This window comes from Serratia entomophila, from assembly GCF_021462285.1.
GTDB classification, from domain to species: domain Bacteria; phylum Pseudomonadota; class Gammaproteobacteria; order Enterobacterales; family Enterobacteriaceae; genus Serratia; species Serratia entomophila.
On the sequence record NZ_CP082787.1, the window covers coordinates 818,468 to 841,385 of the forward strand.

Here is a 22,918-nt window from a genome sequence, read left to right on the forward strand (position 1 = left end):
CAGTATGCTTACGAGTTATCGTTTTTAGAGCGGGAGGTCAATTTGATCCCGGACGTATCACAGGCGCTTTCTTGGTTGGAAGCCCATCCCCAGGCATTAAAAGGCATCCGTCGCGGCATCGAGCGTGAAACGCTGCGAGTCACTCCCGACGGTACGCTGGCGACGACCGGACATCCGGAAAAGTTGGGGGCGGCATTAACGCACCACTGGATCACCACAGACTTTGCCGAGGCGCTGTTAGAGTTTATTACGCCGGTTGATGACAATCTCGACCATCTGCTGACTTTCCTGCGCGATATCCACCGCTATGTGGCGCGTAACCTGGGCGAGGAACGCATGTGGCCGCTCAGCATGCCGTGCTTTATCGAGGCCGAGCAGGATATTGAGCTGGCCCAGTTCGGTTCGTCGAACATCGGGCGTATGAAGACGTTGTACCGCGAGGGCTTGAAGAACCGCTACGGCGCGCTGATGCAGACCATCTCCGGCGTGCATTACAACTTCTCGCTGCCGCTGGAGTTTTGGCAGGCGTGGGCAGGCGTGGAGGACGCAGAGAGCGGCAAAGAGCAGATCTCTGCGGGCTATTTCCGCCTGATCCGCAACTACTATCGGTTTGGCTGGGTGATTCCGTATCTGTTCGGCGCTTCGCCGGCGATCTGTTCTTCGTTCCTGAAAGGGCGCGAGACCAATCTGCCGTTCGAACGTACCGAGCAGGGCATGTGTTACCTGCCGTACGCCACCTCGCTGCGCCTGAGCGATCTCGGCTACACCAACAAATCGCAGAGCAATCTGGGCATTACCTTTAACGATTTGCACACCTATGTGGCGGGACTGAAGCGGGCGATAGTGACGCCATCCGAAGAGTTCGCCCAGCTGGGCGTGAAGGACGGCGATCGTTACCTGCAGTTGAACAGCAACGTGCTGCAGATTGAGAACGAGCTGTATGCGCCGATCCGGCCGAAGCGCGTGACCAAAAGCGGCGAGACGCCGTCAGATGCGTTGCTGCGCGGCGGTATCGAATATATCGAGGTCCGTTCGCTGGACATCAACCCGTTCTCGCCTATCGGCGTGGATGCGGTGCAGGCGCGCTTCCTGGACCTGTTCCTGGTGTGGTGCGTTCTGGCGGATGCGCCGGAGATGAACAGCGAAGAGCTGCTGTGCACGCGTCAAAACTGGAACCGGGTGATCCTGGAAGGGCGCAAACCGGGCCAGACCATCGGCATCGGCTGCGACGACAGCCGCGAACCGCTGGATAAAGTGGGCAAGGCGCTGTTCGACGATCTGCGCCGCGTGGCGGAAGTGCTGGATGGCGAAGCCGGCGATCGGCAGTACCAGCAGGTTTGCGACGAACTGGTCGCGGCGTTTGACGATCCCGATCTGACCTTCTCGGCGCGTATTCTGAAAGCGATGAAGGAAGAGGGCACTGGCCGCGTCGGGCTGGAGCTGGCGGAGCAATACCGCAAAATGCTGATCGAAGAGCCGCTGGAAATCCTGAACGAAGCCGAGCTGGCCAAAGAGCAGGAAGCCTCATGGCAACGTCAGCGCGACATAGAAGCCGGCGATACGCTAAGCTTTGAAGAGTTCCTGAAGCAGAACGGCGGGAGCTGAAAAAGAAAAAGGCCACATCAATGTGGCCAAATATGCATCTCTGATGACAGGGATGATGATAACAAATGCGCGTCTTTCACATACTCAGACTCGCTGGGTTGGAAAAGGTTTCCTGGTTAGATAAAAAAGTTTCGAAATAAATACTCTTTTACGAGGAGGTAACGAAATGCCACTGCTGGATAGCTTTACCGTAGACCATACCCGCATGGCAGCCCCGGCTGTCCGCGTCGCGAAAACCATGAAAACTCCTCATGGCGATACCATCACCGTGTTCGATCTGCGCTTTTGTCGCCCGAACCTGGAAGTGATGCCTGAGCGCGGCATTCATACGCTGGAACACCTGTTTGCCGGCTTTATGCGTGACCATCTGAACGGGCAGGGCGTTGAGATTATCGATATCTCCCCGATGGGCTGCCGCACCGGCTTCTACATGAGCCTGATCGGCGTGCCGGAAGAGCAACGCGTTGCCGATGCCTGGAAAGCGGCGATGGCCGACGTGCTGAAGGTGACCGACCAACGTAAAATTCCCGAGCTGAACGAGTTCCAGTGCGGCACTTACCATATGCACTCGCTGGAAGAGGCGCAGGAAATCGCCAAGCACATTCTCGACCACGACGTGGTGGTGAACCACAACGAAGAGCTGGCGCTGCCTAAAGAGAAACTGCAGGAACTGCACATCTAGCCTGCCGCCGGAAAGCAGCGATAAAAAAAGACGCGATATTCGCGTCTTTTTTCTTTTTGGCTGCCGGTCAGTGGTTTTCTACGCTGGACTGCAGCGGTTTGATTGGCGTTACACGCACCTGCTTGATCATGTTTTCCTGCACGTCGAGGATTTCCACTTCGTAATGGCCGACGCGCACCCGGGTGCCGATCTCCGGGATCTCTTCCAACTCTTCCAGCAGCATGCCGTTGATGGTGCGGGCCTCTATAGCCGGCAGATTCCAGTTGAACGCTTTGTTAAGCTCACGCACGTTGGCGGTGCCGTCGATCAATACCGAACCGTCGCTCTGCGGGTTAACCTCTTCCGCCAGCGTTGGCGACATCGAGGTGGTGAAGTCGCCGACGATCTCCTCAAGGATATCTTCCACCGTCACCAGCCCCTGAATATCGCCGTATTCGTCGACCACGATACCGACCTTCTCTTTGTTGCGCTGGAATTTCACCAGCTGCACGTTGAGCGGCGTGCCTTCGGGCACAAAGTAAATTTCATCGGCGGCGCGCAGCAGGTTCTCTTTGTTGAACTCTTTTTTCTCGGTCATCAGGCGATAGGCTTCACGCACCCGCAGCATGCCGATAGCGTCGTCCAGCGAGCTGCGGTACAGCACGATGCGGCCGTGCGGCGAATGGGTGAGCTGGCGCATGATCGACTTCCAGTCGTCGTTGACGTCGATGCCGACGATTTCATTGCGCGGCACCATGATGTCGTCGACCGTCACTTTTTCCAGATCCAGCACCGAGATCAGCATGTCCTGATTGCGGCGCGAAATTTGCGACTGGGACTCTTTCACGATGGTGCGCAGCTCGTCCTTGCTGACGGCGTCGCTGATGCGCACGTTGGTGCGGATGCCAAACAGCCGCAGCACCAGGCTGGTGATGCCGTTCAGCAACCAGACCAGCGGGAACATCACCTTTTGCAGCGGCGCCAGCAGCATGCTGCTGGGGAAGGCGATGCGCTCCGGGTAGAGCGCGGCGAAGGTTTTGGGCAGCACCTCGGCGAACAACAGCACGGCGAAGGTCAGCACGCCGGTGGCGATCGCCACCCCGAGGTCGCCATACAGCCGCATGCCGACGATGGTCGCCAACGCCGAGGCGAGAATGTTCACCAGGTTGTTGCCGATAAGCACCAGGCCTATCAGGCGATCGGGCTTTTGCAGCAGCTTTTCCACCCGGCGGGCAGAGCGGTTGCCCTGCTTGGACAGGTGGCGCAGGCGATAACGGTTGAGCGTCATCATGCCGGTTTCGGAGGCCGAGAAGTAAGCTGAGACCACAATCATGATCACCAGAATAATGATCAGGGTCCCTGTCGATACGTGCTCCAACGCGGTATTCCTTATGTAGGGGAAAGGGGCTTAGCGCACCATAACCTGCTGAATCAGACGGCTGCCGAAATAGGCGAGCGTCAGCAGGAAGGCGCCGGCAAAGCTGAACCAGACGACGCGGCGGCCGCGCCAACCTTCATGATAATGGCCCCACAGCAGCACGATGTACACGAACCACGCCATGATGGACAGCACGGCTTTGTGCACGTTCTCTTTGCTGAACAGGTTATCCATATAAAGCAGGCCGGTGCACAGGGTGAGCGTCAGCAGCACCACGCCTATCTGGGTGATGTGAAACATTTTGCGCTCGATGCTCATCAGCGGCGGCATATCGGCGCTGAAGGTAAGCTTCTTGTTCTTCAACAGATAATCGAGCCAGGCCAGCTGCAGCGCATACAGCGCGGCGATAATCAGCGTGGCGTAGGAGAACAGCGCCAGGCCGATATGCACCATCAGCTCCGGGCTGGCTTCCAGGTGAGTGATAAATTCGCCGGGCATAAAGCTGGCGAACGCCAGGTTGATCATCGCGAAGCTGTAGACGATCGGCAGCAGGAACCAGCCGCGATCGCGCGAGGCGACGAAGGTCATCACCGAGCAAATGATCAGGCTGACGATCGAACCGATATTCAGCAGGCTGAGGTTTTGCCCGGCGCTGACGTCAAAAATGCGCTGCTGCAGCGCGATGGCGTGGCAAATCAGCGCCACCACCGCCGAGACGAGAGCAAGCCGACGGTATGCGCTGTTCTTCCGCAACAAGCTGGGAATAATCAGTCCAAGGCTGAGCAGGTAGGCCATCAAAGCCACAATGGAGAAAACTGGCATAGCGTTTAATTTTGCTTCGGCGTGGTTAATTGGATTGTCAGTATAACGTTGCGCGCGTTCCACTCCAACCGATCTCCAACGCTGAGGCAGAGATCCTGTCCACTTCGTGTTATCATCGCCGCAATTGTGTCGCCAGTGCGGCCTGTCATTACACGTTGAGCATGAGACGATGTTTGAAAATTTAACCGATCGATTGTCGCGCACTCTGCGCAATATCAGCGGCCGTGGGCGGCTGACCGAAGAAAATATCAAGGAAACCCTGCGTGAAGTGCGCATGGCGCTGCTGGAAGCGGACGTTGCGCTGCCGGTGGTTCGCGACTTCATCAACCGCGTCAAAGAAAGCGCGGTTGGCCATGAAGTCAACAAGAGCCTGACGCCGGGGCAGGAATTCGTCAAGATCGTCAAGAGCGAGCTGATTGCCGCGATGGGCGAAGTGAACACCGAGCTCAACCTGGCGGCGCAGCCGCCGGCGGTGGTGCTGATGGCGGGCCTGCAGGGCGCCGGTAAAACCACCAGCGTCGCCAAGCTCGGCAAGTTCCTGAAAGAAAAACAGAAGAAAAAAGTGCTGGTGGTGTCTGCGGACGTTTACCGCCCGGCGGCGATTAGGCAGCTGGAAACGCTGGCGGAAGGCGTTGGCATCGATTTCTTCCCGTCTGACGTCAAAGAAAAGCCGATCGACATCGTCAACCGCGCGCTGCAGCAGGCCAAGCTGAAGTTCTACGACGTGCTGATCGTCGATACCGCCGGCCGTTTGCACGTCGACGAAGCGATGATGGACGAGATCAAACAGGTGCACGCGGCGATCAAGCCGGTGGAAACCCTGTTCGTGGTCGACGCCATGACCGGCCAGGACGCCGCCAATACCGCGAAGGCCTTTAACGAAGCGCTGCCGCTGACCGGCGTGGTGCTGACCAAGGTCGACGGCGACGCGCGCGGCGGTGCCGCGCTGTCTATTCGCCACATCACCGGCAAACCGATCAAGTTCCTCGGCGTGGGCGAAAAGACCGACGCGCTGGAGCCTTTCCATCCGGATCGCGTGGCGTCGCGCATTCTGGGCATGGGCGACGTGCTGTCGCTGATTGAAGATATCGAAAGCAAGGTTGACCGCGAACAGGCGGAAAAGCTGGCCAACAAGCTGAAAAAGGGCGACGGTTTCGATCTGACCGACTTCCTGGAGCAGTTGAAGCAGATGCGCAACATGGGCGGCATGGCGAGCATGCTGAGCAAGCTGCCTGGCGCCGGTCAGTTGCCGGATAACGTGAAATCGCAGATGGACGACAAGGTTCTGGTGCGCATGGAAGCCATCATCAATTCGATGACGCTGAAAGAGCGCGCCAAGCCGGAAATCATCAAGGGATCGCGCAAGCGCCGCATCGCGATGGGTTCCGGTATGCAGGTGCAGGACGTCAACCGCTTGCTGAAGCAGTTTGATGAAATGCAGCGCATGATGAAAAAGATGAAAAAAGGCGGGATGGCGAAGATGATGCGCGGCATGAAAGGTATGATGCCGCCGGGCTTCCCGGGCCGCTGACCGGCGCTGGCCTCGAGGGGGCTGGCGCCTTAAAGCATTCGCCGTTCGCGGCGAAAACTGCCCGAAATTTGACTGGCTGCAAAAGTTGTCCATCGCGATCTACGCTTTAGATTGCTTTTTGCGCCAAAATGAGTAAAATTTTCGGGCTTTTTATATTGCAACCGGGCCCCGTCCCTCAATGGGGCCCGGCTGTTTTATTAACTAAAGAGGATGTTATGGTAACAATTCGTTTGGCACGTGGCGGCGCTAAAAAGCGTCCGTTCTATCAAGTAGTAGTGACCGACAGCCGCAACGCTCGTGATGGTCGTTTCATCGAGCGCGTAGGCTTCTTCAACCCGATCGCTTCTGGTCAGGCTGAAGCACTGCGTCTGGACCTGGACCGCATCGCACACTGGGTCGGTCTGGGTGCAACCGTTTCTGATCGCGTTCACGCGCTGATCAAAGACGCTAAGAAAGCAGCTTAATCTGTCGCGGTGGTGGCAATGAGCAAGCAACTCAAACCGGTAGCACCTAAGCAGCCGATTGTACTCGGTAAAATGGGGTCTACTTACGGCATTCGTGGTTGGCTCAGAGTGTTTTCATCCACCGAGAACGCCGAAAGCATTTTTGACTATCAGCCCTGGTTTATCCAGCAGGCGGGTCAGTGGCAGCTTGTCGAGTTGGAAGACTGGAAGCGCCACAGTCAGGATCTGATCATCAAGGTCAAAGGCATTGACGATCGGGACGCGGCGAATCTGCTGACTAATCGCGAGATTATGGTGGATTCTGAGCAACTTCCTCCGCTGGAGGGTGATGATTACTACTGGAAAGACCTGATGGGCTGCCAGGTAGTCACCACCGCCGGTTACGAACTGGGTAAAGTCGTCGATATGATGGAAACCGGTTCGAACGATGTGATGGTTGTGAAAGCGAACCTGAAAGATGCGTTCGGCATGAAGGAGCGGTTGATTCCGTTTCTTCATGGGCAGGTTATCAAGAAAGTCGATCTCGCTGCTCGAATCATCGAAGCAGATTGGGATCCTGGTTTTTGATCTCCGGATCAGACGGTCGAAGCAAGTGGAATAACAGTATGGGGATTGGCTTGTGTTCATTGGTATTGTAAGCCTGTTTCCTGAGATGTTCCGCGCAATCACCGATTACGGAGTGACGGGCCGGGCAGTAAAAAATGGCCTGCTGAGCGTGCAGTGTTGGAGTCCGCGTGACTTCACCTACGACCGGCATCGTACCGTGGACGATCGCCCATACGGCGGCGGCCCGGGAATGCTGATGATGGTGCAACCCTTGCGGGAAGCCATTCATGCAGCGAAAGCAGCGGCAGGCGAGGGAGCAAAGGTGATTTATCTGTCGCCTCAGGGGCGCAAGCTGGATCAAACCGGCGTGTGCGAACTGGCGGCCAATCAGAAGATGATTCTGGTGTGCGGTCGTTACGAAGGGATAGACGAGCGCGTGATCCAAACCGAAATTGACGAAGAATGGTCAATCGGCGATTACGTTCTCAGCGGCGGGGAACTGCCGGCAATGACTCTGATTGATTCAGTCGCCCGATTCATACCGGGTGTGCTGGGCCATCAGGCCTCAGCGGAAGAAGACTCTTTCGCCGACGGATTGCTGGACTGCCCGCACTATACCCGCCCCGAGGTGTTGGAAGGGATGGAGGTTCCGCCGGTTCTGCTGTCGGGCAACCATGCCGAGATACGTCGCTGGCGCTTAAAGCAGTCGCTGGGCCGTACCTGGCTTAGAAGACCTGAACTTCTAGAAAGCCTAGCTCTGACTGACGAGCAAGCGGTGTTGCTGGCTGAGTTCCAACGGGAACATCAGGCCAGGCAACAGGACTATGAAGGGAACGTCTGACATCAGACGAGACCGATATAATCAGTTTACCTAGGGTAAGAGACATATTATGAGCAACATTATTAAGCAACTCGAACAAGAGCAGATGAAGCAAGACGTACCTGCATTCCGTCCAGGTGATTCCCTGGAAGTTAAGGTATGGGTCGTTGAAGGCAGCAAAAAACGTCTGCAGGCATTCGAGGGCGTGGTTATCGCTATCCGTAACCGCGGTCTGCACTCTGCATTCACTGTTCGTAAGATTTCCAACGGCGAAGGTGTTGAGCGCGTATTCCAGACTCACTCCCCAGTAATCGACAGCATTACTGTTAAACGTCGTGGTGCCGTTCGTAAAGCCAAACTGTACTACCTGCGTGAGCGTACTGGTAAGGCTGCTCGTATCAAAGAGCGCCTGAACCGCGTAGGCTAACGCTGCATCCAAAAGTTAATAGCTATGAAGGGGTTGGCACTGTGCCAACCCCTTTTTTATGCCTCGAGGCCGGTCTGCCTGCTGCCTGCGGGCGTAAAAAAGCCCGCTTGCGCAGGCTATTTTTGCTCACAACGCCGCGGTGTGCTGCTTGGCTTTCTCCGGGTGCGGCTGTGCCGGAATGATGTCCCCCGGTTTGACAATCACCCGCGCGACGGACTCGTGCGTGGCGAAAGTGCAGCTGCAGTTAATGTTCTGGCATTGATGGTAACGTTCCTTGGTCGACTCGCTCAGGTAACGGCTGGAGCGAGTGTGGGCCACGTTGCCGCAGAGTGGACAGTGCATCATAAAAACCCCCTTGAACAAATTAAGTGAAAGTTGGTTCGGCATGGGCCTGCGATAAAGTGAATGAGTGTCTTCTTCATCATGCGGCTCCGATACCTTTCAGGCACAGTGCGCGTTCGGCCGACCGTCGTCGCTCCAGTCCCTTGTTTGCCTTACCCTTGACGTAAATCCAGCGCGGCAATTGATCGCATGCTTGTCGCCATTGATGCTGCCGAAGAAAGTAGGCCAGCGTAGAATCACAGGCCGCCTTGACGCCCACGTTGAAGGCAAAGGCGATCGCCGTATCATAAATCTCCTGCGGCAACGCCTGTGGCAGGCAGGCCGCCATACCCTGCTCGGTGCGGCGAATATCGCTGACTAAATCCGCCGCGGCTCTCTGTTCACTGATGGGCTCGCCAGGCGTTACGCCGGCGGTATGCCCGATGCCCTGTGTCCAGACACCGGCGCTGCATTGGTAGGGGGAAAGCCGACACCCTTCCAGATCGGCGATCAGCCGGAGGCCTGATTCAGAAGTTTTAAGCTCGTCAAATTGCGGCAGCAGCATGGCGATCGCCAGAACGGCGGTGACGCTGCAGCGTTTAACGATTGCATTCATCGTAAATTCTCCTCCTGGATGCCGCATCGCGCTCTATGGACTTCAATACCTGCAGGCTTTTTCGCCGGTAGTACCAATTCACCAGGAAGGTGCCAATACCCACCGCCGCCCCAACCAGAAAAGCGATGTCCTGGGGGGAAAGCTTGCCAAGCCAGGCAAGAAACAGCGCCATGGCATAAGTAATGAATGAGGTGACTTTTTCCATGGCTCACGCTCTCTCTTGTTCGTCTTGCGTCCCGGTTGGCGGAACGCCGTTGGCAAGAAACGGAGATGCAGGCTCTGTGATATAGAAATCTTTCATGCTCCACTCTCATGCAATAATTACTGTATATGCATACAGTATTAAGCTATTTGCTAAAGTCGTCAATAGCGCGATGAATATTTTTAGCAAAATGTATAAAAGGTGAGCGGCAGGCATAAAAAAAGCCCATCAGTGATGGGCTTAGGAGTAAGAAGGGGGAGTTACAGGCCGTAGACCAGCGTCACCGAGGTCGTGGTATCGGTGCTTTTAGGCGCCGATGCCGGCGGTTCGCTGTTGTAGGTTACGGTGTAAGCCACGCGCAGCGAGAACTTTTCGTTGATTGCTACGTTCAGGGCCGTTTCCGAGTTCAGCGTGACGTCTTCGTTCGCCAGCGCAGAAACGCCCTGGGTGAATTTCGTGTTGTCGGTCAGCTGATACGCATAGTTGGCTGCACCGTAGGCCAGCGCTTTGGTGGCGCGGCCGCCGCCGTGGTATTCATCGTGACGAACCCCCGGGCCAAATTCCACCCGCAGGTCGCTGAGCGGCCCGTTCAGGATTTGGCGACCGTAACCGCCGGTCAGCGTGGAGCGGGAGTCGTAGCCGTTGAAACGATCGCTCAGCCAGCTGGCCTGGCCGAACAGGTAGTTACGGTCGGTCAGGTTGTAGCGGGTGCGGCCGCCGGCCTGGTATTTTTCGGATGAGCGCACGTTGGAGGAAGTGGTGTTGTTGGCCGCCCCCCATAGGCTGTACGCCGCGTCGCTATTGAACCAGGTCATGTTGGTGTTGGCCAGCAGGGTAGAGCTCTGCGAGTTGCCGGACTGGGCGTTGTAACCCGCTTGAACGTTGCCTTCAAACGGCTTTTTGGCGGTGGCCGGATCGTCCATCGCGGTGAAAAGCGTATTGTCGGCCAAGGCTGAAGCACTGGTGAAGGTCGTCAAGCAGCAAATATACAGTGGAATGGCGCGGCGGGCGCGTAAAGAGAGCATTTTGGATCCAGTTGTTAAGAGTGATTATTGGTGATAACGATCACATTATATCGGTTCGCCAGTGCGACAAAAATAGCCTCGATTAGCTTAAGTTTTTAATTTCACCACTGCACTTATACATTTTTCTTCTACTTAATTAACCGCTTCCGGCGGCATATCATGCTGAGTACCCCTAGATTTTTATGGGGGATTCTGGCCGAGTGTCGCCTGCCGGCAACAGATCAATTTGCGCCTGTTCGCTCGCCGGGGTGGCATCTCCGGTTGCCTGTAAAATTGATTGTAAATTAATATTTACGATATCGGCTGATTTTTCGAAACCGAAAAACCCAGAAATGGTAAGATTTCAATCGGCATGATTGAGGTAAAATATACCTTATTATCAGTTAGTTGGTTTTTAATTTATGCCAATTCATGGTATGGATTCAGTCTGGGCTACCGGGTGGTAATATTTTATTTACGCATTTCGGATTGAAATCTTTACATCACATGGTAAGGTGGTGCTCTGAAACGCTCAATGTTCCATTTCAACGCATAACGGCAAACGACAGGAATAGCATCATGCAAAAAGACGCGCTCAATAACGTACATATCAGTGCAGAACAGGTTTTGATCACCCCGGAAGAGCTGAAAAACCAGTTCCCGCTCAGCGCCGACGATGAAAATGAAATCGCCACCGCGCGCAAAACCATCGCTGATATTCTGCAGGGGCGCGATCACCGCCTGCTGGTGGTGTGCGGGCCTTGTTCCATCCACGATCCGGATGCGGCGCTGGATTACGCCCGTCATTTGAAAACCCTGGCGGCTGAATTGAGCGATCAGCTGTATATCGTTATGCGCGTTTATTTTGAGAAACCCAGAACCACTGTCGGCTGGAAAGGTTTGATCAACGATCCGTACATGGATGGTTCGTTTGACGTTGAAGCAGGTTTGCACATTGCGCGCCGCCTGCTGTTGGACCTGGTGGGCATGGGGCTGCCGCTGGCGACCGAAGCTCTGGATCCGAACAGCCCGCAATACCTCGGGGATCTGTTCAGCTGGTCGGCGATCGGCGCACGCACCACCGAGTCGCAGACGCACCGCGAGATGGCCTCGGGCTTGTCGATGCCGGTCGGTTTCAAAAACGGCACCGACGGCAGCCTGGGCACCGCTATCAATGCCATGCGCGCCGCCGCTATGCCGCACCGCTTTGTCGGCATTAACCAGGCGGGGCAGGTCTGCCTGCTGCAAACCCAAGGCAACCCGGATGGCCATGTGATCTTGCGCGGCGGCAAGACGCCGAACTACAGCGCGGAAGATGTCGCCGCCTGCGAAAAACAGATGCTGGACGCGGGACTCCACCCCTCCTTGATGATAGATTGCAGCCATGGCAACTCGAATAAAGATTATCGCCGTCAGCCGGCGGTTGCCGAGTCCGTGGTTGAGCAGATCAAAGCGGGCAACCGTTCTATCACCGGCATCATGCTGGAAAGCCATCTGCACGAAGGCAATCAGTCTTCCGAGCAGCCGCGTGCGGATATGCGTTACGGCGTCTCCGTCACCGACGCCTGCATCAACTGGGAGAGCACGGAAACCCTGCTGCGCCATATGCACCAGGAACTTGGCGCTGTGCTGACGGCCCGCACTGGAGAGTAGTGAGTTATGGTGGCTGAACTGACCGCGTTGCGCGATCAAATCGACGAGGTAGACAAAGCGCTGCTGGATCTGCTGGCGAAACGCCTGCATCTGGTGGCGGAGGTCGGTGAGGTGAAAAGCCGGCACGGGCTGCCGGTTTATGTGCCTGAGCGTGAGGCGGCGATGCTGGCCTCGCGCCGTAAAGAGGCGGAAAACCTCGGCGTGCCGCCGGACCTGATCGAAGACGTGCTGCGCCGCGTAATGCGCGAATCTTACGTCAGTGAGAATGATAAAGGCTTTAAAACCCTGTGCCCTGGGCTGCGGCCGATCGTTATTATCGGCGGCAACGGGCAAATGGGGCGGTTGTTCAATCGCCTGTTGACGCTCTCCGGCTACCGGGTCAAGGTGTTGGATCAGGAAGACTGGCCGCAGGCGGAGCAGCTGCTGGCGGATGCCGGCATGGTGATTGTCAGCGTGCCTATCCATGTGACCGAGCAGGTGATTAGCCGCCTGCCGCCGTTGCCGGACGACTGTATTTTGGTGGATTTGGCCTCGGTAAAGAACCGCCCGCTGAACGCGATGCTGGCGGCGCACGGCGGCCCGGTGCTCGGTTTGCACCCGATGTTCGGCCCGGACGTAGGCAGCGTAGCCAAGCAGGTAGTGGTCTATTGCGACGGGCGGCAACCGGAGGCTTACCAGTGGTTGCTGGAGCAGCTGCAGGTGTGGGGCGCTCGTTTGCACCGCATCAGCGCGGTGGAGCACGACCAGAATATGGCTTTTATTCAGGCGCTGCGCCATTTCGCGACCTTTGCCTACGGCCTGCATCTGGCGGAGGAGAACGTTCAGCTGGAACAGCTGCTGGCGCTGTCTTCCCCCATCTACCGGCTGGAGCTGGCGATGGTCGGCCGGCTGTTCGCGCAGGATCCGCAGCTGTACGCCGATATCATCATGTCTTCGGAAGAGAACATCGCGCTGATCAAACGCTACTATCAGCGTTTCGGCGAAGCGATAAAGCTGCTGGAGCACGGCGACAAACAGGCGTTCATCCAGAGCTTCCAGAAGGTGGAGCACTGGTTCGGCGATTACGCCCAGCGCTTCCTGGTGGAGAGCCGCACGCTGTTGCGGCAGGCCAACGACAGTCGGCAATGAGACACGGGGTTCGGCAATGCCGAACCCTTTTTCATGGCTTCAGGATGGATTGACCGGCACTACGGTGTCGCTTGGGTAACAGCCCAGCACTTTCAACGAGCGGGTAATGTTCGCCAGATCCCGCAGCGCTTTTTGCATCGCTTCGGAGCGCAGGTTAGCCTGCACGTCAATATAAAACATCTCTTCCCACGGGTTACCGTTGATTGGCCGCGATTCCAGCTTGGTCATGATGATGCCGTTGTCGCGCAGTACCAGCAGCGCTTCAACCAGAGCGCCCGACTGCTGGCCGGTGGCCATGATCAGCGTGGTTTTGGCCGGCACCTGTTCGGAAACCTCAATCGCTTTGCGCGCCAGCACGATAAAACGGGTGATGTTCTGCTGCTGGTTGGCCAGGTTGTGTTCCAACACCTGCAGGCCATACAGCGCGCCGCCGGCTTCGCTGCCCAATGCCGCCGCTTTCGGCGAGTTCAGCTTGGCGACTTTTTCCATCGCTGCGGCGGTGCTTTCGGTGTATTCGATTTTCCAGTGCGGGTAGCGGTTGATGAACTGGCTGCACTGCTGGAACGGCTGCGGGTGGCTGTAGACTATCTCTATCTGGCTCAGATCGCTGTCGCCGGCCACCAATACGCAGTGGTTGATCGGGTTGGTCAGCTCGCCGACGATCGACAAGCTGGTGTGCTGCAGCAGATCGTAGACGTCGTTAATCGAGCCGGAACTGGTGTTTTCGATCGGCAAAATGGCGTAATCCGCCTGGCCGGTTTCCACCTGGGCGAAGATATCCTGAAACTTCTGGCAGCCACACTCGATCAGTTGATCGAAGTGGCGGGCGGCGTATTGGCGCGCCGCCAGGTGCGAGTAGGAACCTTTTGGCCCCAGGAAGGCAATGCGGGCGGAATGCTGGCTGATGGGGTTGAGCTGGTGTTGCAGCAGCGCCTGCTGGGTCAGCACCGAATCTTCGATAATCAACTGGAACAGGCGGGTGATGTAGAAACCGTCGAGGTCATAAGGCTTGGCGGCGGCGATCAGCGCATCGAGCAGGTCGCGTTCGCGCTCTTTATCGCGGATCGGCCGGTGAGAATGCAGCTTGGTTTTACCTACTTCCACCGCCAGCTCACGGCGTTCCGCCAGCAGAGCCAGCAGCTTCAGGTCCAGGGCGCTGATGCGTTCGCGCAGCACCAGTAACGGGTTGTCAGTCATAATCAGCTTCCGCCTTCTGTTTTTATACGTTGTAAAATAGCCATAAAAAAAGCCCCCTGTTTCCAGGAGGCTTTGCTGTTCGTCTTCGCATTCTTTATCACACGACGAAACGCCTCCCAATCAGGGGAAGGTAAAAAAGAATGCGAAGAAGAACGGGGTGCGCGTCATGTCTCATCCAACGTCGGTGCGAAGAGGTTTTAAAGTAACCGCTGGCTTTTACCCCGTCAACAAAAAACCAGACAAAAAACGCGCCCTCGGGCGCGTTTGATGCGAAACAGCCGTTAAACGGTTATTCCTCTTCCGGCGACACTTCCGGAACGATGTCTTTCACGCTGGCGGCAGCGCGGCGCGCTTCACCCTTGTGTTGCACCTTGTTCAACTGACGCTCCAGCTTGGCGATCAGATCGTTAACGGCGGTATACATGTCATCATGTTTGGCGCTGGCGACCAGCGGGCCGTTAGGTGTGGTGATGGTGGCGTCGGCCACAAACCCTTTAGGTTCTTTGGACAAAACGATATGCGGGTTAATTAGCTGGGCCTGCCATTTTTCCAGTTTGGTGAGACGGTCTTCGACGTGGCTGCGGATTGCGGGAGTGATATCCATTTGTTTGCTGGTAATGTTCAATGTCATATAACTTACCTCTCTGTCTTTCCGTCTTGGTGAACCCAGCATACCCCGCTTTTTGCTTAAATGCGTGATGAAAATCACGTTTTTTTGTCACTTTTTGCAAAGTTAGTTCAATCTGTGATTCAGCATCTGAATCGGCCATCTAGGGCTTGAGTCTTGTCGCCGGATGGCGCATTATCGATAGGTTGACCGGCGTTGCAGTGTTGCTAACACCGTGTTTTTTCTTGTGTATTTTCCCAGTAAAAAACAGCGTCAGCGCCAATGAAAACGGCAGCCGAGGCTGCCGTTTTGTTTTCTTGCCGTTGCCGGCCCGGTTATTGCGGGTTGGCGGCGATCACTTTGGCCACTTTGTCGGCCTGGCCGTTCAGTTGCAGCTGCTTGTAAGCATTTTCCATCAGCGGCAGTGCGTCACGCGTCGCCTTGGTGTCCGGATATTCACGCAACATCTGCTCGGCGCGATTAACGACCGCGACGTAAGCCCCGCGTTTAGTGTAGTATTCCACCACCGAAAGCTCATACTTGGCCAGGCGGTCTTTCAGGTACACCAAACGCTTGTTGGCGTCGGTCACGTACTGGCTGTTCGGATACTGCTGAATCAGCTGGCTGAAGTCGCGGAACGCGGCGCGGGCGTGCTGTGGATCGCGGTCTGAACGGTCGACCCCGAAGAAGCCCTGCAACGCACTGTCATCCAGCGCCATATCGGTCAGACCACGCATGTACATCACGTAATCGATGTTCGGGTGCGTCGGGTTCAAACGCATGAAGCGATCGATAGACGCCTGAGCCAGCGGTAAATCGGCAGATTTATAGTAGGCATAAATCAGATCCAGCTGAACCTGCTGAGAGTACGGCCCGAAAGGATAGCGGTTATCTAACGCTTCGAGTTGCGTAATCGCGCCCTTAAAGTTACCGTCCTGCAGCTTTTGCTGGGCAGTAGCATAGATTTCCGAAGGTGGGTTGTCGGGAACCGCATCCTTGGATGTGGAGCAACCTGCCAGCGCCAGGCTCAACGTGGCTGCCGCCACCAGATATTTCATACGCGTCATGACGTTTTGATTATCCTCAGGGTGTTATTCCGGGAGACTGTCCGTTAAGCTCCCGACAAAGACCAGGTACAATAGCACATTATATTAAACGGCATCGCCGTGAAAACCCAACGTTAACGAAGAAGCTGCATATGGCACAACAAGTACAACTCACCGCAACGGTGGCCGAATCTCAACTCGGACAACGTTTAGATCAGGCTTTGGCCGAATTGTTCCCTGATTATTCACGATCTCGCATAAAAGAGTGGATCCTGGAAGATCGGGTGCTGGTCAATGGCAAAACGTCAAACAAGCCGAAAGAGAAGGTGCTGGGGGGAGAGACGGTCGCCATTGATGCACAGATAGAAGAAGACGCCCGTTGGGAACCGCAGGACATCGCGCTGGATATCGTCTATGAAGACAGCGACATTCTGGTGATCAACAAGCCGCGCGGTTTGGTGGTGCACCCCGGCGCCGGCAACCCGGACGGCACGGTGCTCAACGCGTTGCTGCACTACTACCCGGAAATCGCCGATGTGCCGCGCGCCGGCATCGTGCACCGTCTGGACAAAGACACCACCGGCCTGATGGTGGTGGCGAAAACTGTGCCGGCGCAAACCCGGCTGGTGGAAGCGCTGCAGGCGCGCGAAATCACCCGTGAATACGAAGCGGTGGCGATTGGCACCATGACCGCCGGCGGCACGGTGGAGGAGCCTATCTCTCGCCACTCCACCAAGCGCACCCATATGGCCGTTCACCCGATGGGCAAACCGGCGGTGACCCACTACCGCATCATGGAGCACTTCCGCGCCCATACCCGCCTGCGCCTGCGCCTGGAGACCGGCCGCACCCACCAGATCCGCGTGCATATGTCGTACATTAGCCACCCGCTGGTGGGCGATCCGCTGTACGGCGGCCGCCCGCGCCCGCCAAAAGGCGCATCGGAAGCCTTCATCAATACGCTGCGCGGCTTCGACCGCCAGGCGTTGCACGCCACCATGCTGCGTTTGTACCATCCGATCAGCGGTATTCAGATGGAGTGGCATGCGCCGCTGCCGCAGGATATGGTCGATCTGATCAACGCGCTGAAGGCTGATACCGAAGAGTTCAAAGATCAGATGGACTGGTAATGACGTCGCTCATTCTGCCCGACTGGCCGTTGCCTGCGGGGGTTAACGCCTGCAGTACCACCCGTCACGGCGGCGTCAGCCTGCCGCCTTACCATTCGCTGAACCTCGGGACCCACGTCGGGGACGAGGCGCAGGCGGTGGCGCGCAATCGCGAAGCGCTGGTGGCGGGCGCAGGTTTGCCGCAGATGCCGGCGTGGTTGGATCAGGTGCACGGCACCCGCGTAGTGCGGCTGGAAGGGGAAACCCCGGCCGATCTGCGCGCCGATGCGGTATACAGCAACCTGCCGGGGCAGGTGTGCGCGGTGATGACGGCGGATTGCCTGCCGGTGCTGTTCTGCTCGCAGGCCGGAGACGAAGTGGCCGCTGCCCATGCCGGCTGGCGTGGGTTGTGCAACGGTGTGCTGGAACAGACCGTCGCGGCGTTTACGGCGCCGGCGGGCGCCATCAGCGTCTGGCTGGGGCCGGCGATTGGCCCGCAGCAGTTTGAAGTGGGGCCGGAGGTGCGTGCCGCCTTTGTCGCGGCGGACCGCGCCGCCGCCGCCGCTTTTATGCCTCACGGCGATAAATTTCTGGCGGATATCTATTTATTGGCCCGCCAGCGCCTGCAGCGCGCCGGCATTCATGCTGTTTACGGCGGTGAGCGCTGCACGGTTAGCGAAAAGAGTCATTTTTTCTCCTATCGGCGCGATGGAATAACCGGACGTATGGCAAGTTTAATCTGGCTGATATAACCTATTGAATTAGGACGGTCCAACGACGCATGATGGCAGTACCGAAAATTTAGAGTCGAAATAACCTTGAAAATTTGAGGGATGACCTCATTTAATCTCCAGTAGCAATTTCGACCCATCTTGGAGGTGTTATGCGTCTGGATCGTCTTACCAACAAATTCCAGCTTGCCCTCGCCGATGCCCAATCTTTAGCCCTTGGGCACGACAACCAATTTATTGAACCGTTACATCTGATGAGCGCCCTGCTCAATCAGGAAGGGGGCACGGTTCGCCCACTGTTAACTTCCGCCGGTATCGATGCCGGGCGCGTACGCACCGAAATCGAACAGGCGCTGTCCCGTTTACCTCAGGTCGAGGGCACCGGTGGCGACGTTCAACCGTCCCACGAGCTGGTGCGCGTACTGAATCTGTGCGACAAGCTGGCACAGAAACGCGCGGACAAATTCATTTCTTCCGAGCTGTTCGTCCTCGCGGTGCTTGAAGACCGCGGTAATTTGACCGACCTGCTGAAAGCGGCCGGTGCGACAGCCGACAAAATCAGCAAAGCCATTGAACAAATGAGAGGCGGTGACAGCGTGGAAGATCAGGGTGCTGAAGACCAACGTCAGGCATTGAAGAAATATACCATCGACCTGACCGAGCGCGCCGAGCAGGGCAAACTTGACCCGGTTATCGGCCGTGACGAAGAAATCCGCCGCACCATCCAGGTGCTGCAACGCCGCACCAAAAACAACCCGGTGCTGATCGGCGAACCCGGCGTGGGTAAAACCGCCATCGTCGAAGGCCTGGCGCAGCGCATCATTAATGGCGAAGTGCCGGAAGGGCTGAAACACAAGCGCGTGTTGTCGCTCGATATGGGCGCGCTGATCGCCGGCGCCAAATACCGCGGTGAGTTTGAAGAGCGTCTGAAAGGCGTGCTGAGCGACCTGGCGAAACAGGAAGGCAGCGTGATCCTGTTCATCGACGAACTGCACACCATGGTGGGCGCAGGCAAGGCCGACGGCGCCATGGACGCCGGCAACATGCTGAAACCTGCGCTGGCGCGCGGGGAACTGCACTGCGTTGGCGCCACCACGTTGGATGAATACCGTCAATATATAGAGAAGGATGCGGCGCTCGAACGTCGTTTCCAGAAAGTGTTTGTTGCGGAGCCGAGCGTTGAGGACACCATCGCCATTCTGCGCGGCCTGAAAGAACGCTATGAGCTGCACCACCACGTGCAGATCACCGACCCGGCTATCGTGGCGGCGGCGACCCTGTCGCACCGTTATATTTCCGATCGTCAGCTGCCGGACAAGGCTATCGACCTGATCGACGAAGCGGCGTCCAGCATTCGCATGCAGATGGACTCCAAGCCGGAATCGCTCGATCGCCTGGAGCGCCGCATCATTCAGCTGAAGCTGGAACAGCAGGCGCTGAATAAAGAGTCGGATGACGCCAGCAAGAAACGTCTGGAAATGCTCAGCAGCGAGCTGGAGCAGAAAGAACGCGAATATTCTGAGCTGGAAGAAGAGTGGAAAGCCGAAAAAGCCTCGCTCTCCGGCACCCAGAATATCAAGGCCGAACTTGAGCAGGCCAAGATAACCCTCGAGCAGGCGCGCCGTACCGGCGATCTGGGGCGAATGTCCGAGCTGCAGTACGGCAAAATCCCTGAACTGGAGAAACAGCTCGAAGCCGCTACCCAGGCCGAAGGCAAAACCATGAAGCTGCTGCGCAACCGGGTCACCGATGCGGAGATCGCCGAGGTGCTGGCGCGCGCCACCGGTATTCCGGTAGCCAGAATGCTGGAGGGCGAGCGCGATAAGCTGCTGCGCCTGGAGCAAGAGCTGCATTCACGGGTGATAGGCCAGGATGAAGCGGTCAGCGCGGTATCCAATGCGATTCGCCGCAGCCGCGCCGGGCTTTCCGATCCGAACCGGCCGATCGGTTCTTTCCTGTTCCTCGGCCCTACCGGGGTGGGGAAAACCGAGCTTTGCAAGGCGCTGGCTTCGTTCCTGTTCGACAGCGACGACGCCATGGTGCGCATCGACATGTCCGAGTTTATGGAGAAACACTCGGTATCGCGGCTGGTGGGCGCACCTCCAGGCTATGTCGGCTATGAAGAGGGCGGTTACCTGACCGAAGCGGTGCGCCGCAGACCTTATTCGGTGATCCTGCTGGATGAGGTAGAGAAAGCGCACCCGGACGTGTTCAACATTCTGCTGCAGGTATTGGATGACGGGCGTCTGACCGATGGCCAGGGCCGTACCGTCGATTTCCGCAATACCGTGGTGATCATGACCTCGAACCTGGGCTCGGATCTGATCCAGGAGCACTTCGGCCAGATGAACTACGCGCAGATGAAAGAATCCGTCATGGAAATGGTGAGCCATCACTTCCGTCCGGAATTCATCAACCGTATAGATGAGGTGGTGGTGTTCCACCCACTCGGCCAGAAACACATTGCCGAGATCGCCAAGATTCAGCTGGCGCGTCTGTATAAACGTTTGGAAGAGCGCGGTTACGAAGTCACCATGACCGAGCCGGCGTTGGAGCTGTTGGGTAAAACCGGTTTCGACCCTGTCTATGGTGCGCGTCCATTGAAACGCGCCATCCAGCAGGAGATCGAAAACCCGCTGGCGCAGGAAATCCTGTCCGGCAAGCTGGTCCCAGGGTTGCCGGTCACGCTGGACGTGGAAGGCGAGCACATCGTTGCCCGTCAGTAACGGCGTTTAAGAGTAATAAAGAGAAAAAGGGAGCGGGCAACCGCTCCCTTTCTTTGTCTCTATGGTGTTGGGTTTACCGAGTTTGACGCTCTGGCCGTGACCAAAAGCCGTTTTTCTGGCTAATAAATATCCTAAAATGGCGTTATTGGTGGTTATTTGAGCGCTTGAAAAGTTTTTTGCATTTAGGGGTTGCGGCCTTCGGAGAACTCCCTATAATGCGCCTCCACTGACCGGGAACAACGACAAACACGTCGCCCAGTCAGGAAGAAGCAAGCCGGTGAAAACACCGTTTCTTAATAAGAAAAAAGCTTGACTCTTCAGCGGGAAAGCGTAATATGCACCTCCCGCGTTACCGAGAGTTATCTCTCAGTAACCAACGCTCTTTAACAATTTATCAGACAATCTGTGTGGGCACTCCACAAGACGATATCCAGCATCTTCGGATGCGAAAAAATATCAAGTCTTGAAGAGTGACTAACTGAAGTAAAATTCATGCAGTAACCTTTGAGCATCGCTTCACGAGTTGAAGCAAATCAAGCTTTTAATTGAAGAGTTTGATCATGGCTCAGATTGAACGCTGGCGGCAGGCCTAACACATGCAAGTCGAGCGGTAGCACGGGGGAGCTTGCTCCCTGGGTGACGAGCGGCGGACGGGTGAGTAATGTCTGGGAAACTGCCTGATGGAGGGGGATAACTACTGGAAACGGTAGCTAATACCGCATAACGTCTACGGACCAAAGTGGGGGACCTTCGGGCCTCACGCCATCAGATGTGCCCAGATGGGATTAGCTAGTAGGTGGGGTAATGGCTCACCTAGGCGACGATCCCTAGCTGGTCTGAGAGGATGACCAGCCACACTGGAACTGAGACACGGTCCAGACTCCTACGGGAGGCAGCAGTGGGGAATATTGCACAATGGGCGCAAGCCTGATGCAGCCATGCCGCGTGTGTGAAGAAGGCCTTCGGGTTGTAAAGCACTTTCAGCGAGGAGGAAGGGTAGTGTCTTAATACGGCATTGCATTGACGTTACTCGCAGAAGAAGCACCGGCTAACTCCGTGCCAGCAGCCGCGGTAATACGGAGGGTGCAAGCGTTAATCGGAATTACTGGGCGTAAAGCGCACGCAGGCGGTTTGTTAAGTCAGATGTGAAATCCCCGCGCTTAACGTGGGAACTGCATTTGAAACTGGCAAGCTAGAGTCTCGTAGAGGGGGTAGAATTCCAGGTGTAGCGGTGAAATGCGTAGAGATCTGGAGGAATACCGGTGGCGAAGGCGGCCCCCTGGACGAAGACTGACGCTCAGGTGCGAAAGCGTGGGGAGCAAACAGGATTAGATACCCTGGTAGTCCACGCTGTAAACGATGTCGATTTGGAGGTTGTGCCCTTGAGGCGTGGCTTCCGGAGCTAACGCGTTAAATCGACCGCCTGGGGAGTACGGCCGCAAGGTTAAAACTCAAATGAATTGACGGGGGCCCGCACAAGCGGTGGAGCATGTGGTTTAATTCGATGCAACGCGAAGAACCTTACCTACTCTTGACATCCAGAGAACTTTCCAGAGATGGATTGGTGCCTTCGGGAACTCTGAGACAGGTGCTGCATGGCTGTCGTCAGCTCGTGTTGTGAAATGTTGGGTTAAGTCCCGCAACGAGCGCAACCCTTATCCTTTGTTGCCAGCGATTCGGTCGGGAACTCAAAGGAGACTGCCGGTGATAAACCGGAGGAAGGTGGGGATGACGTCAAGTCATCATGGCCCTTACGAGTAGGGCTACACACGTGCTACAATGGCGTATACAAAGAGAAGCGAGCTCGCGAGAGTAAGCGGACCTCATAAAGTACGTCGTAGTCCGGATTGGAGTCTGCAACTCGACTCCATGAAGTCGGAATCGCTAGTAATCGTAGATCAGAATGCTACGGTGAATACGTTCCCGGGCCTTGTACACACCGCCCGTCACACCATGGGAGTGGGTTGCAAAAGAAGTAGGTAGCTTAACCTTCGGGAGGGCGCTTACCACTTTGTGATTCATGACTGGGGTGAAGTCGTAACAAGGTAACCGTAGGGGAACCTGCGGTTGGATCACCTCCTTACCTAATGATATTGATTCGAGTGAAGTGCTCACACAGATTGTCTGATAGAAAGTAACGAGCAAAGCGCTACCTGTTGATGTAATGAGTCTGCGACTCATGCTGATACGAGAAACGGTTAAACCCTGGTTTAATCGGATTTTGTGTCCCCATCGTCTAGAGGCCTAGGACACTGCCCTTTCACGGCTGTAACAGGGGTTCGAATCCCCTTGGGGACGCCATTCCGATAATGAGTGAAAGACAT

The 22,918-nt window shown here is 56.4% G+C and carries 22 protein-coding genes, 1 tRNA gene, 1 rRNA gene and 1 other annotated feature; of the genes, 14 read left to right on the top strand and 10 right to left on the bottom strand.

Annotation, left to right across the window (positions count from 1 at the left end):
• The first annotated feature begins 42 nt into the window (after positions 1–42).
• Both gshA and luxS read left to right on the top strand, forming a co-directional pair.
• Entirely contained in the window at positions 43–1,605 is a 1,563-nt protein-coding gene (gene gshA, locus KHA73_RS03820) for a glutamate--cysteine ligase (protein ID WP_234589091.1), read from the top strand.
• Positions 1,606–1,771: 166 nt separating this feature from the next.
• A complete protein-coding gene (gene luxS / locus KHA73_RS03825) occupies positions 1,772–2,287 on the top strand; it encodes an S-ribosylhomocysteine lyase (protein ID WP_020825287.1) in 516 nt (171 codons plus the stop codon).
• Between the two features lie 67 nt (positions 2,288–2,354).
• On the opposite strand, the gene KHA73_RS03830 is transcribed toward luxS, so the two are convergent.
• Positions 2,355–3,644: an HlyC/CorC family transporter gene (locus KHA73_RS03830; protein ID WP_234589093.1), complete on the bottom strand. Its 1,290-nt coding sequence runs from the start codon at positions 3,642–3,644 to the stop codon at positions 2,355–2,357.
• A 30-nt stretch (positions 3,645–3,674) separates the two neighbouring features.
• Positions 3,675–4,466, bottom strand: a complete 792-nt coding sequence (locus KHA73_RS03835; protein WP_004932506.1) for a cytochrome C assembly family protein — start codon at positions 4,464–4,466, stop codon at positions 3,675–3,677.
• A 169-nt stretch (positions 4,467–4,635) separates the two neighbouring features.
• Here KHA73_RS03835 and ffh point away from each other — a divergent pair, with 169 nt between their 5' ends.
• The 5 genes from ffh (at position 4,636) to rplS (ending at position 8,254) form a co-directional block, all read left to right on the top strand.
• Positions 4,636–5,997, top strand: a complete 1,362-nt coding sequence (gene ffh, locus KHA73_RS03840) for a signal recognition particle protein (RefSeq protein WP_234589095.1) — start codon at positions 4,636–4,638, stop codon at positions 5,995–5,997.
• Between the two features lie 215 nt (positions 5,998–6,212).
• A complete protein-coding gene (rpsP, locus tag KHA73_RS03845) occupies positions 6,213–6,461 on the top strand; it encodes a 30S ribosomal protein S16 (protein WP_234589097.1) in 249 nt (82 codons plus the stop codon).
• An 18-nt stretch (positions 6,462–6,479) separates the two neighbouring features.
• A complete protein-coding gene (rimM, locus tag KHA73_RS03850) occupies positions 6,480–7,028 on the top strand; it encodes a ribosome maturation factor RimM (RefSeq protein ID WP_234589099.1) in 549 nt (182 codons plus the stop codon).
• 52 nt (positions 7,029–7,080) lie between these two features.
• Positions 7,081–7,848 (top strand): tRNA (guanosine(37)-N1)-methyltransferase TrmD, encoded by a 768-nt coding sequence (gene trmD, locus KHA73_RS03855; RefSeq protein WP_004932485.1) that lies wholly within the window; start codon positions 7,081–7,083, stop codon positions 7,846–7,848.
• A gap of 49 nt (positions 7,849–7,897) precedes the next feature.
• Complete coding sequence (rplS, locus tag KHA73_RS03860) at positions 7,898–8,254, top strand: 50S ribosomal protein L19 (RefSeq protein WP_061795059.1); 357 nt, start codon at positions 7,898–7,900, stop codon at positions 8,252–8,254.
• 126 nt (positions 8,255–8,380) lie between these two features.
• Here the strand turns inward: rplS and KHA73_RS03865 are convergent, their stop codons facing one another.
• The 4 genes from KHA73_RS03865 to KHA73_RS03880 form a co-directional block, all read right to left on the bottom strand.
• Complete coding sequence (locus KHA73_RS03865; protein ID WP_234589101.1) at positions 8,381–8,599, bottom strand: DNA-binding transcriptional regulator; 219 nt, start codon at positions 8,597–8,599, stop codon at positions 8,381–8,383.
• A 76-nt stretch (positions 8,600–8,675) separates the two neighbouring features.
• Positions 8,676–9,191 carry a lysozyme gene (locus KHA73_RS03870; RefSeq protein WP_234589103.1) on the bottom strand — a complete coding sequence of 172 codons (516 nt, stop codon included), beginning with the start codon at positions 9,189–9,191 and terminating at the stop codon, positions 8,676–8,678.
• Entirely contained in the window at positions 9,175–9,396 is a 222-nt protein-coding gene (locus KHA73_RS03875; RefSeq protein ID WP_234589105.1) for an HP1 family phage holin, read from the bottom strand. Before KHA73_RS03875 ends, KHA73_RS03870 begins: the two co-directional genes overlap by 17 nt.
• Positions 9,397–9,653: 257 nt before the next feature.
• Complete coding sequence (locus KHA73_RS03880) at positions 9,654–10,418, bottom strand: DUF481 domain-containing protein (protein WP_234589107.1); 765 nt, start codon at positions 10,416–10,418, stop codon at positions 9,654–9,656.
• A gap of 558 nt (positions 10,419–10,976) precedes the next feature.
• On the opposite strand from KHA73_RS03880, the gene KHA73_RS03885 reads away from it, so the two are divergent.
• Together KHA73_RS03885 and tyrA are read left to right on the top strand one after the other, a co-directional pair.
• A complete protein-coding gene (locus tag KHA73_RS03885) occupies positions 10,977–12,050 on the top strand; it encodes a 3-deoxy-7-phosphoheptulonate synthase (RefSeq protein ID WP_234589109.1) in 1,074 nt (357 codons plus the stop codon).
• Positions 12,051–12,056: 6 nt separating this feature from the next.
• The gene (tyrA, locus tag KHA73_RS03890) at positions 12,057–13,178 is read left to right on the top strand and encodes a bifunctional chorismate mutase/prephenate dehydrogenase (protein ID WP_234589119.1); all 1,122 of its coding nucleotides are present in this window, start codon (positions 12,057–12,059) and stop codon (positions 13,176–13,178) included.
• A gap of 39 nt (positions 13,179–13,217) precedes the next feature.
• Here the strand turns inward: tyrA and pheA are convergent, their stop codons facing one another.
• The 4 genes from pheA to bamD form a co-directional block, all read right to left on the bottom strand.
• The gene (gene pheA, locus KHA73_RS03895) at positions 13,218–14,375 is read right to left on the bottom strand and encodes a bifunctional chorismate mutase/prephenate dehydratase (protein WP_234589121.1); all 1,158 of its coding nucleotides are present in this window, start codon (positions 14,373–14,375) and stop codon (positions 13,218–13,220) included.
• 42 nt (positions 14,376–14,417) lie between these two features.
• Positions 14,418–14,544 (bottom strand) — a sequence feature (Phe leader region).
• On the bottom strand, positions 14,496–14,543 hold the full coding sequence (pheL, locus tag KHA73_RS03900) for a pheA operon leader peptide PheL (RefSeq protein ID WP_103946649.1): 48 nt from the start codon (positions 14,541–14,543) through the stop codon (positions 14,496–14,498). It overlaps the preceding feature by 48 nt.
• Before the next feature lie 120 nt (positions 14,545–14,664).
• On the bottom strand, positions 14,665–15,006 hold the full coding sequence (raiA, locus tag KHA73_RS03905; protein WP_234589123.1) for a ribosome-associated translation inhibitor RaiA: 342 nt from the start codon (positions 15,004–15,006) through the stop codon (positions 14,665–14,667).
• A gap of 311 nt (positions 15,007–15,317) precedes the next feature.
• Complete coding sequence (gene bamD / locus KHA73_RS03910) at positions 15,318–16,049, bottom strand: outer membrane protein assembly factor BamD (RefSeq protein ID WP_234589125.1); 732 nt, start codon at positions 16,047–16,049, stop codon at positions 15,318–15,320.
• A gap of 131 nt (positions 16,050–16,180) precedes the next feature.
• On the opposite strand from bamD, the gene rluD reads away from it, so the two are divergent.
• From rluD to KHA73_RS03935, 5 genes are all read left to right on the top strand, one after another.
• The gene (rluD, locus tag KHA73_RS03915; RefSeq protein ID WP_234589127.1) at positions 16,181–17,158 is read left to right on the top strand and encodes a 23S rRNA pseudouridine(1911/1915/1917) synthase RluD; all 978 of its coding nucleotides are present in this window, start codon (positions 16,181–16,183) and stop codon (positions 17,156–17,158) included.
• Complete coding sequence (gene yfiH, locus KHA73_RS03920) at positions 17,158–17,889, top strand: purine nucleoside phosphorylase YfiH (RefSeq protein WP_234589128.1); 732 nt, start codon at positions 17,158–17,160, stop codon at positions 17,887–17,889. The genes rluD and yfiH overlap by 1 nt, the downstream gene beginning before the upstream one ends.
• Positions 17,890–18,020: 131 nt before the next feature.
• Positions 18,021–20,594: an ATP-dependent chaperone ClpB gene (gene clpB / locus KHA73_RS03925; protein WP_234589130.1), complete on the top strand. Its 2,574-nt coding sequence runs from the start codon at positions 18,021–18,023 to the stop codon at positions 20,592–20,594.
• A 542-nt stretch (positions 20,595–21,136) separates the two neighbouring features.
• Positions 21,137–22,677, top strand: a 16S ribosomal RNA gene (locus tag KHA73_RS03930).
• 142 nt (positions 22,678–22,819) lie between these two features.
• Positions 22,820–22,895 (top strand) — tRNA-Glu (locus tag KHA73_RS03935).
• Positions 22,896–22,918: the final 23 nt, after the last annotated feature.

Excerpts from the sequence above, each read along its gene's own strand:
- KHA73_RS03835 (WP_004932506.1), bottom strand. The coding sequence starts at position 4,466 with ATGCCAGTTTTCTCCATTGTGGCTTTGATGGCCTACCTGCTCAGCCTT.
- rpsP (WP_234589097.1), top strand. The coding sequence starts at position 6,213 with ATGGTAACAATTCGTTTGGCACGTGGCGGCGCTAAAAAGCGTCCGTTC.
- raiA (WP_234589123.1), bottom strand. The coding sequence starts at position 15,006 with ATGACATTGAACATTACCAGCAAACAAATGGATATCACTCCCGCAATC.
- KHA73_RS03875 (WP_234589105.1), bottom strand. The coding sequence starts at position 9,396 with ATGGAAAAAGTCACCTCATTCATTACTTATGCCATGGCGCTGTTTCTT.
- pheA (WP_234589121.1), bottom strand. The coding sequence starts at position 14,375 with ATGACTGACAACCCGTTACTGGTGCTGCGCGAACGCATCAGCGCCCTG.
- tyrA (WP_234589119.1), top strand. The coding sequence starts at position 12,057 with ATGGTGGCTGAACTGACCGCGTTGCGCGATCAAATCGACGAGGTAGAC.
- KHA73_RS03870 (WP_234589103.1), bottom strand. The coding sequence starts at position 9,191 with ATGAATGCAATCGTTAAACGCTGCAGCGTCACCGCCGTTCTGGCGATC.
- KHA73_RS03885 (WP_234589109.1), top strand. The coding sequence starts at position 10,977 with ATGCAAAAAGACGCGCTCAATAACGTACATATCAGTGCAGAACAGGTT.
- KHA73_RS03880 (WP_234589107.1), bottom strand. The coding sequence starts at position 10,418 with ATGCTCTCTTTACGCGCCCGCCGCGCCATTCCACTGTATATTTGCTGC.
- clpB (WP_234589130.1), top strand. The coding sequence starts at position 18,021 with ATGCGTCTGGATCGTCTTACCAACAAATTCCAGCTTGCCCTCGCCGAT.
- yfiH (WP_234589128.1), top strand. The coding sequence starts at position 17,158 with ATGACGTCGCTCATTCTGCCCGACTGGCCGTTGCCTGCGGGGGTTAAC.
- luxS (WP_020825287.1), top strand. The coding sequence starts at position 1,772 with ATGCCACTGCTGGATAGCTTTACCGTAGACCATACCCGCATGGCAGCC.
- ffh (WP_234589095.1), top strand. The coding sequence starts at position 4,636 with ATGTTTGAAAATTTAACCGATCGATTGTCGCGCACTCTGCGCAATATC.
- rplS (WP_061795059.1), top strand. The coding sequence starts at position 7,898 with ATGAGCAACATTATTAAGCAACTCGAACAAGAGCAGATGAAGCAAGAC.
- rluD (WP_234589127.1), top strand. The coding sequence starts at position 16,181 with ATGGCACAACAAGTACAACTCACCGCAACGGTGGCCGAATCTCAACTC.
- KHA73_RS03865 (WP_234589101.1), bottom strand. The coding sequence starts at position 8,599 with ATGATGCACTGTCCACTCTGCGGCAACGTGGCCCACACTCGCTCCAGC.
- rimM (WP_234589099.1), top strand. The coding sequence starts at position 6,480 with ATGAGCAAGCAACTCAAACCGGTAGCACCTAAGCAGCCGATTGTACTC.
- bamD (WP_234589125.1), bottom strand. The coding sequence starts at position 16,049 with ATGACGCGTATGAAATATCTGGTGGCGGCAGCCACGTTGAGCCTGGCG.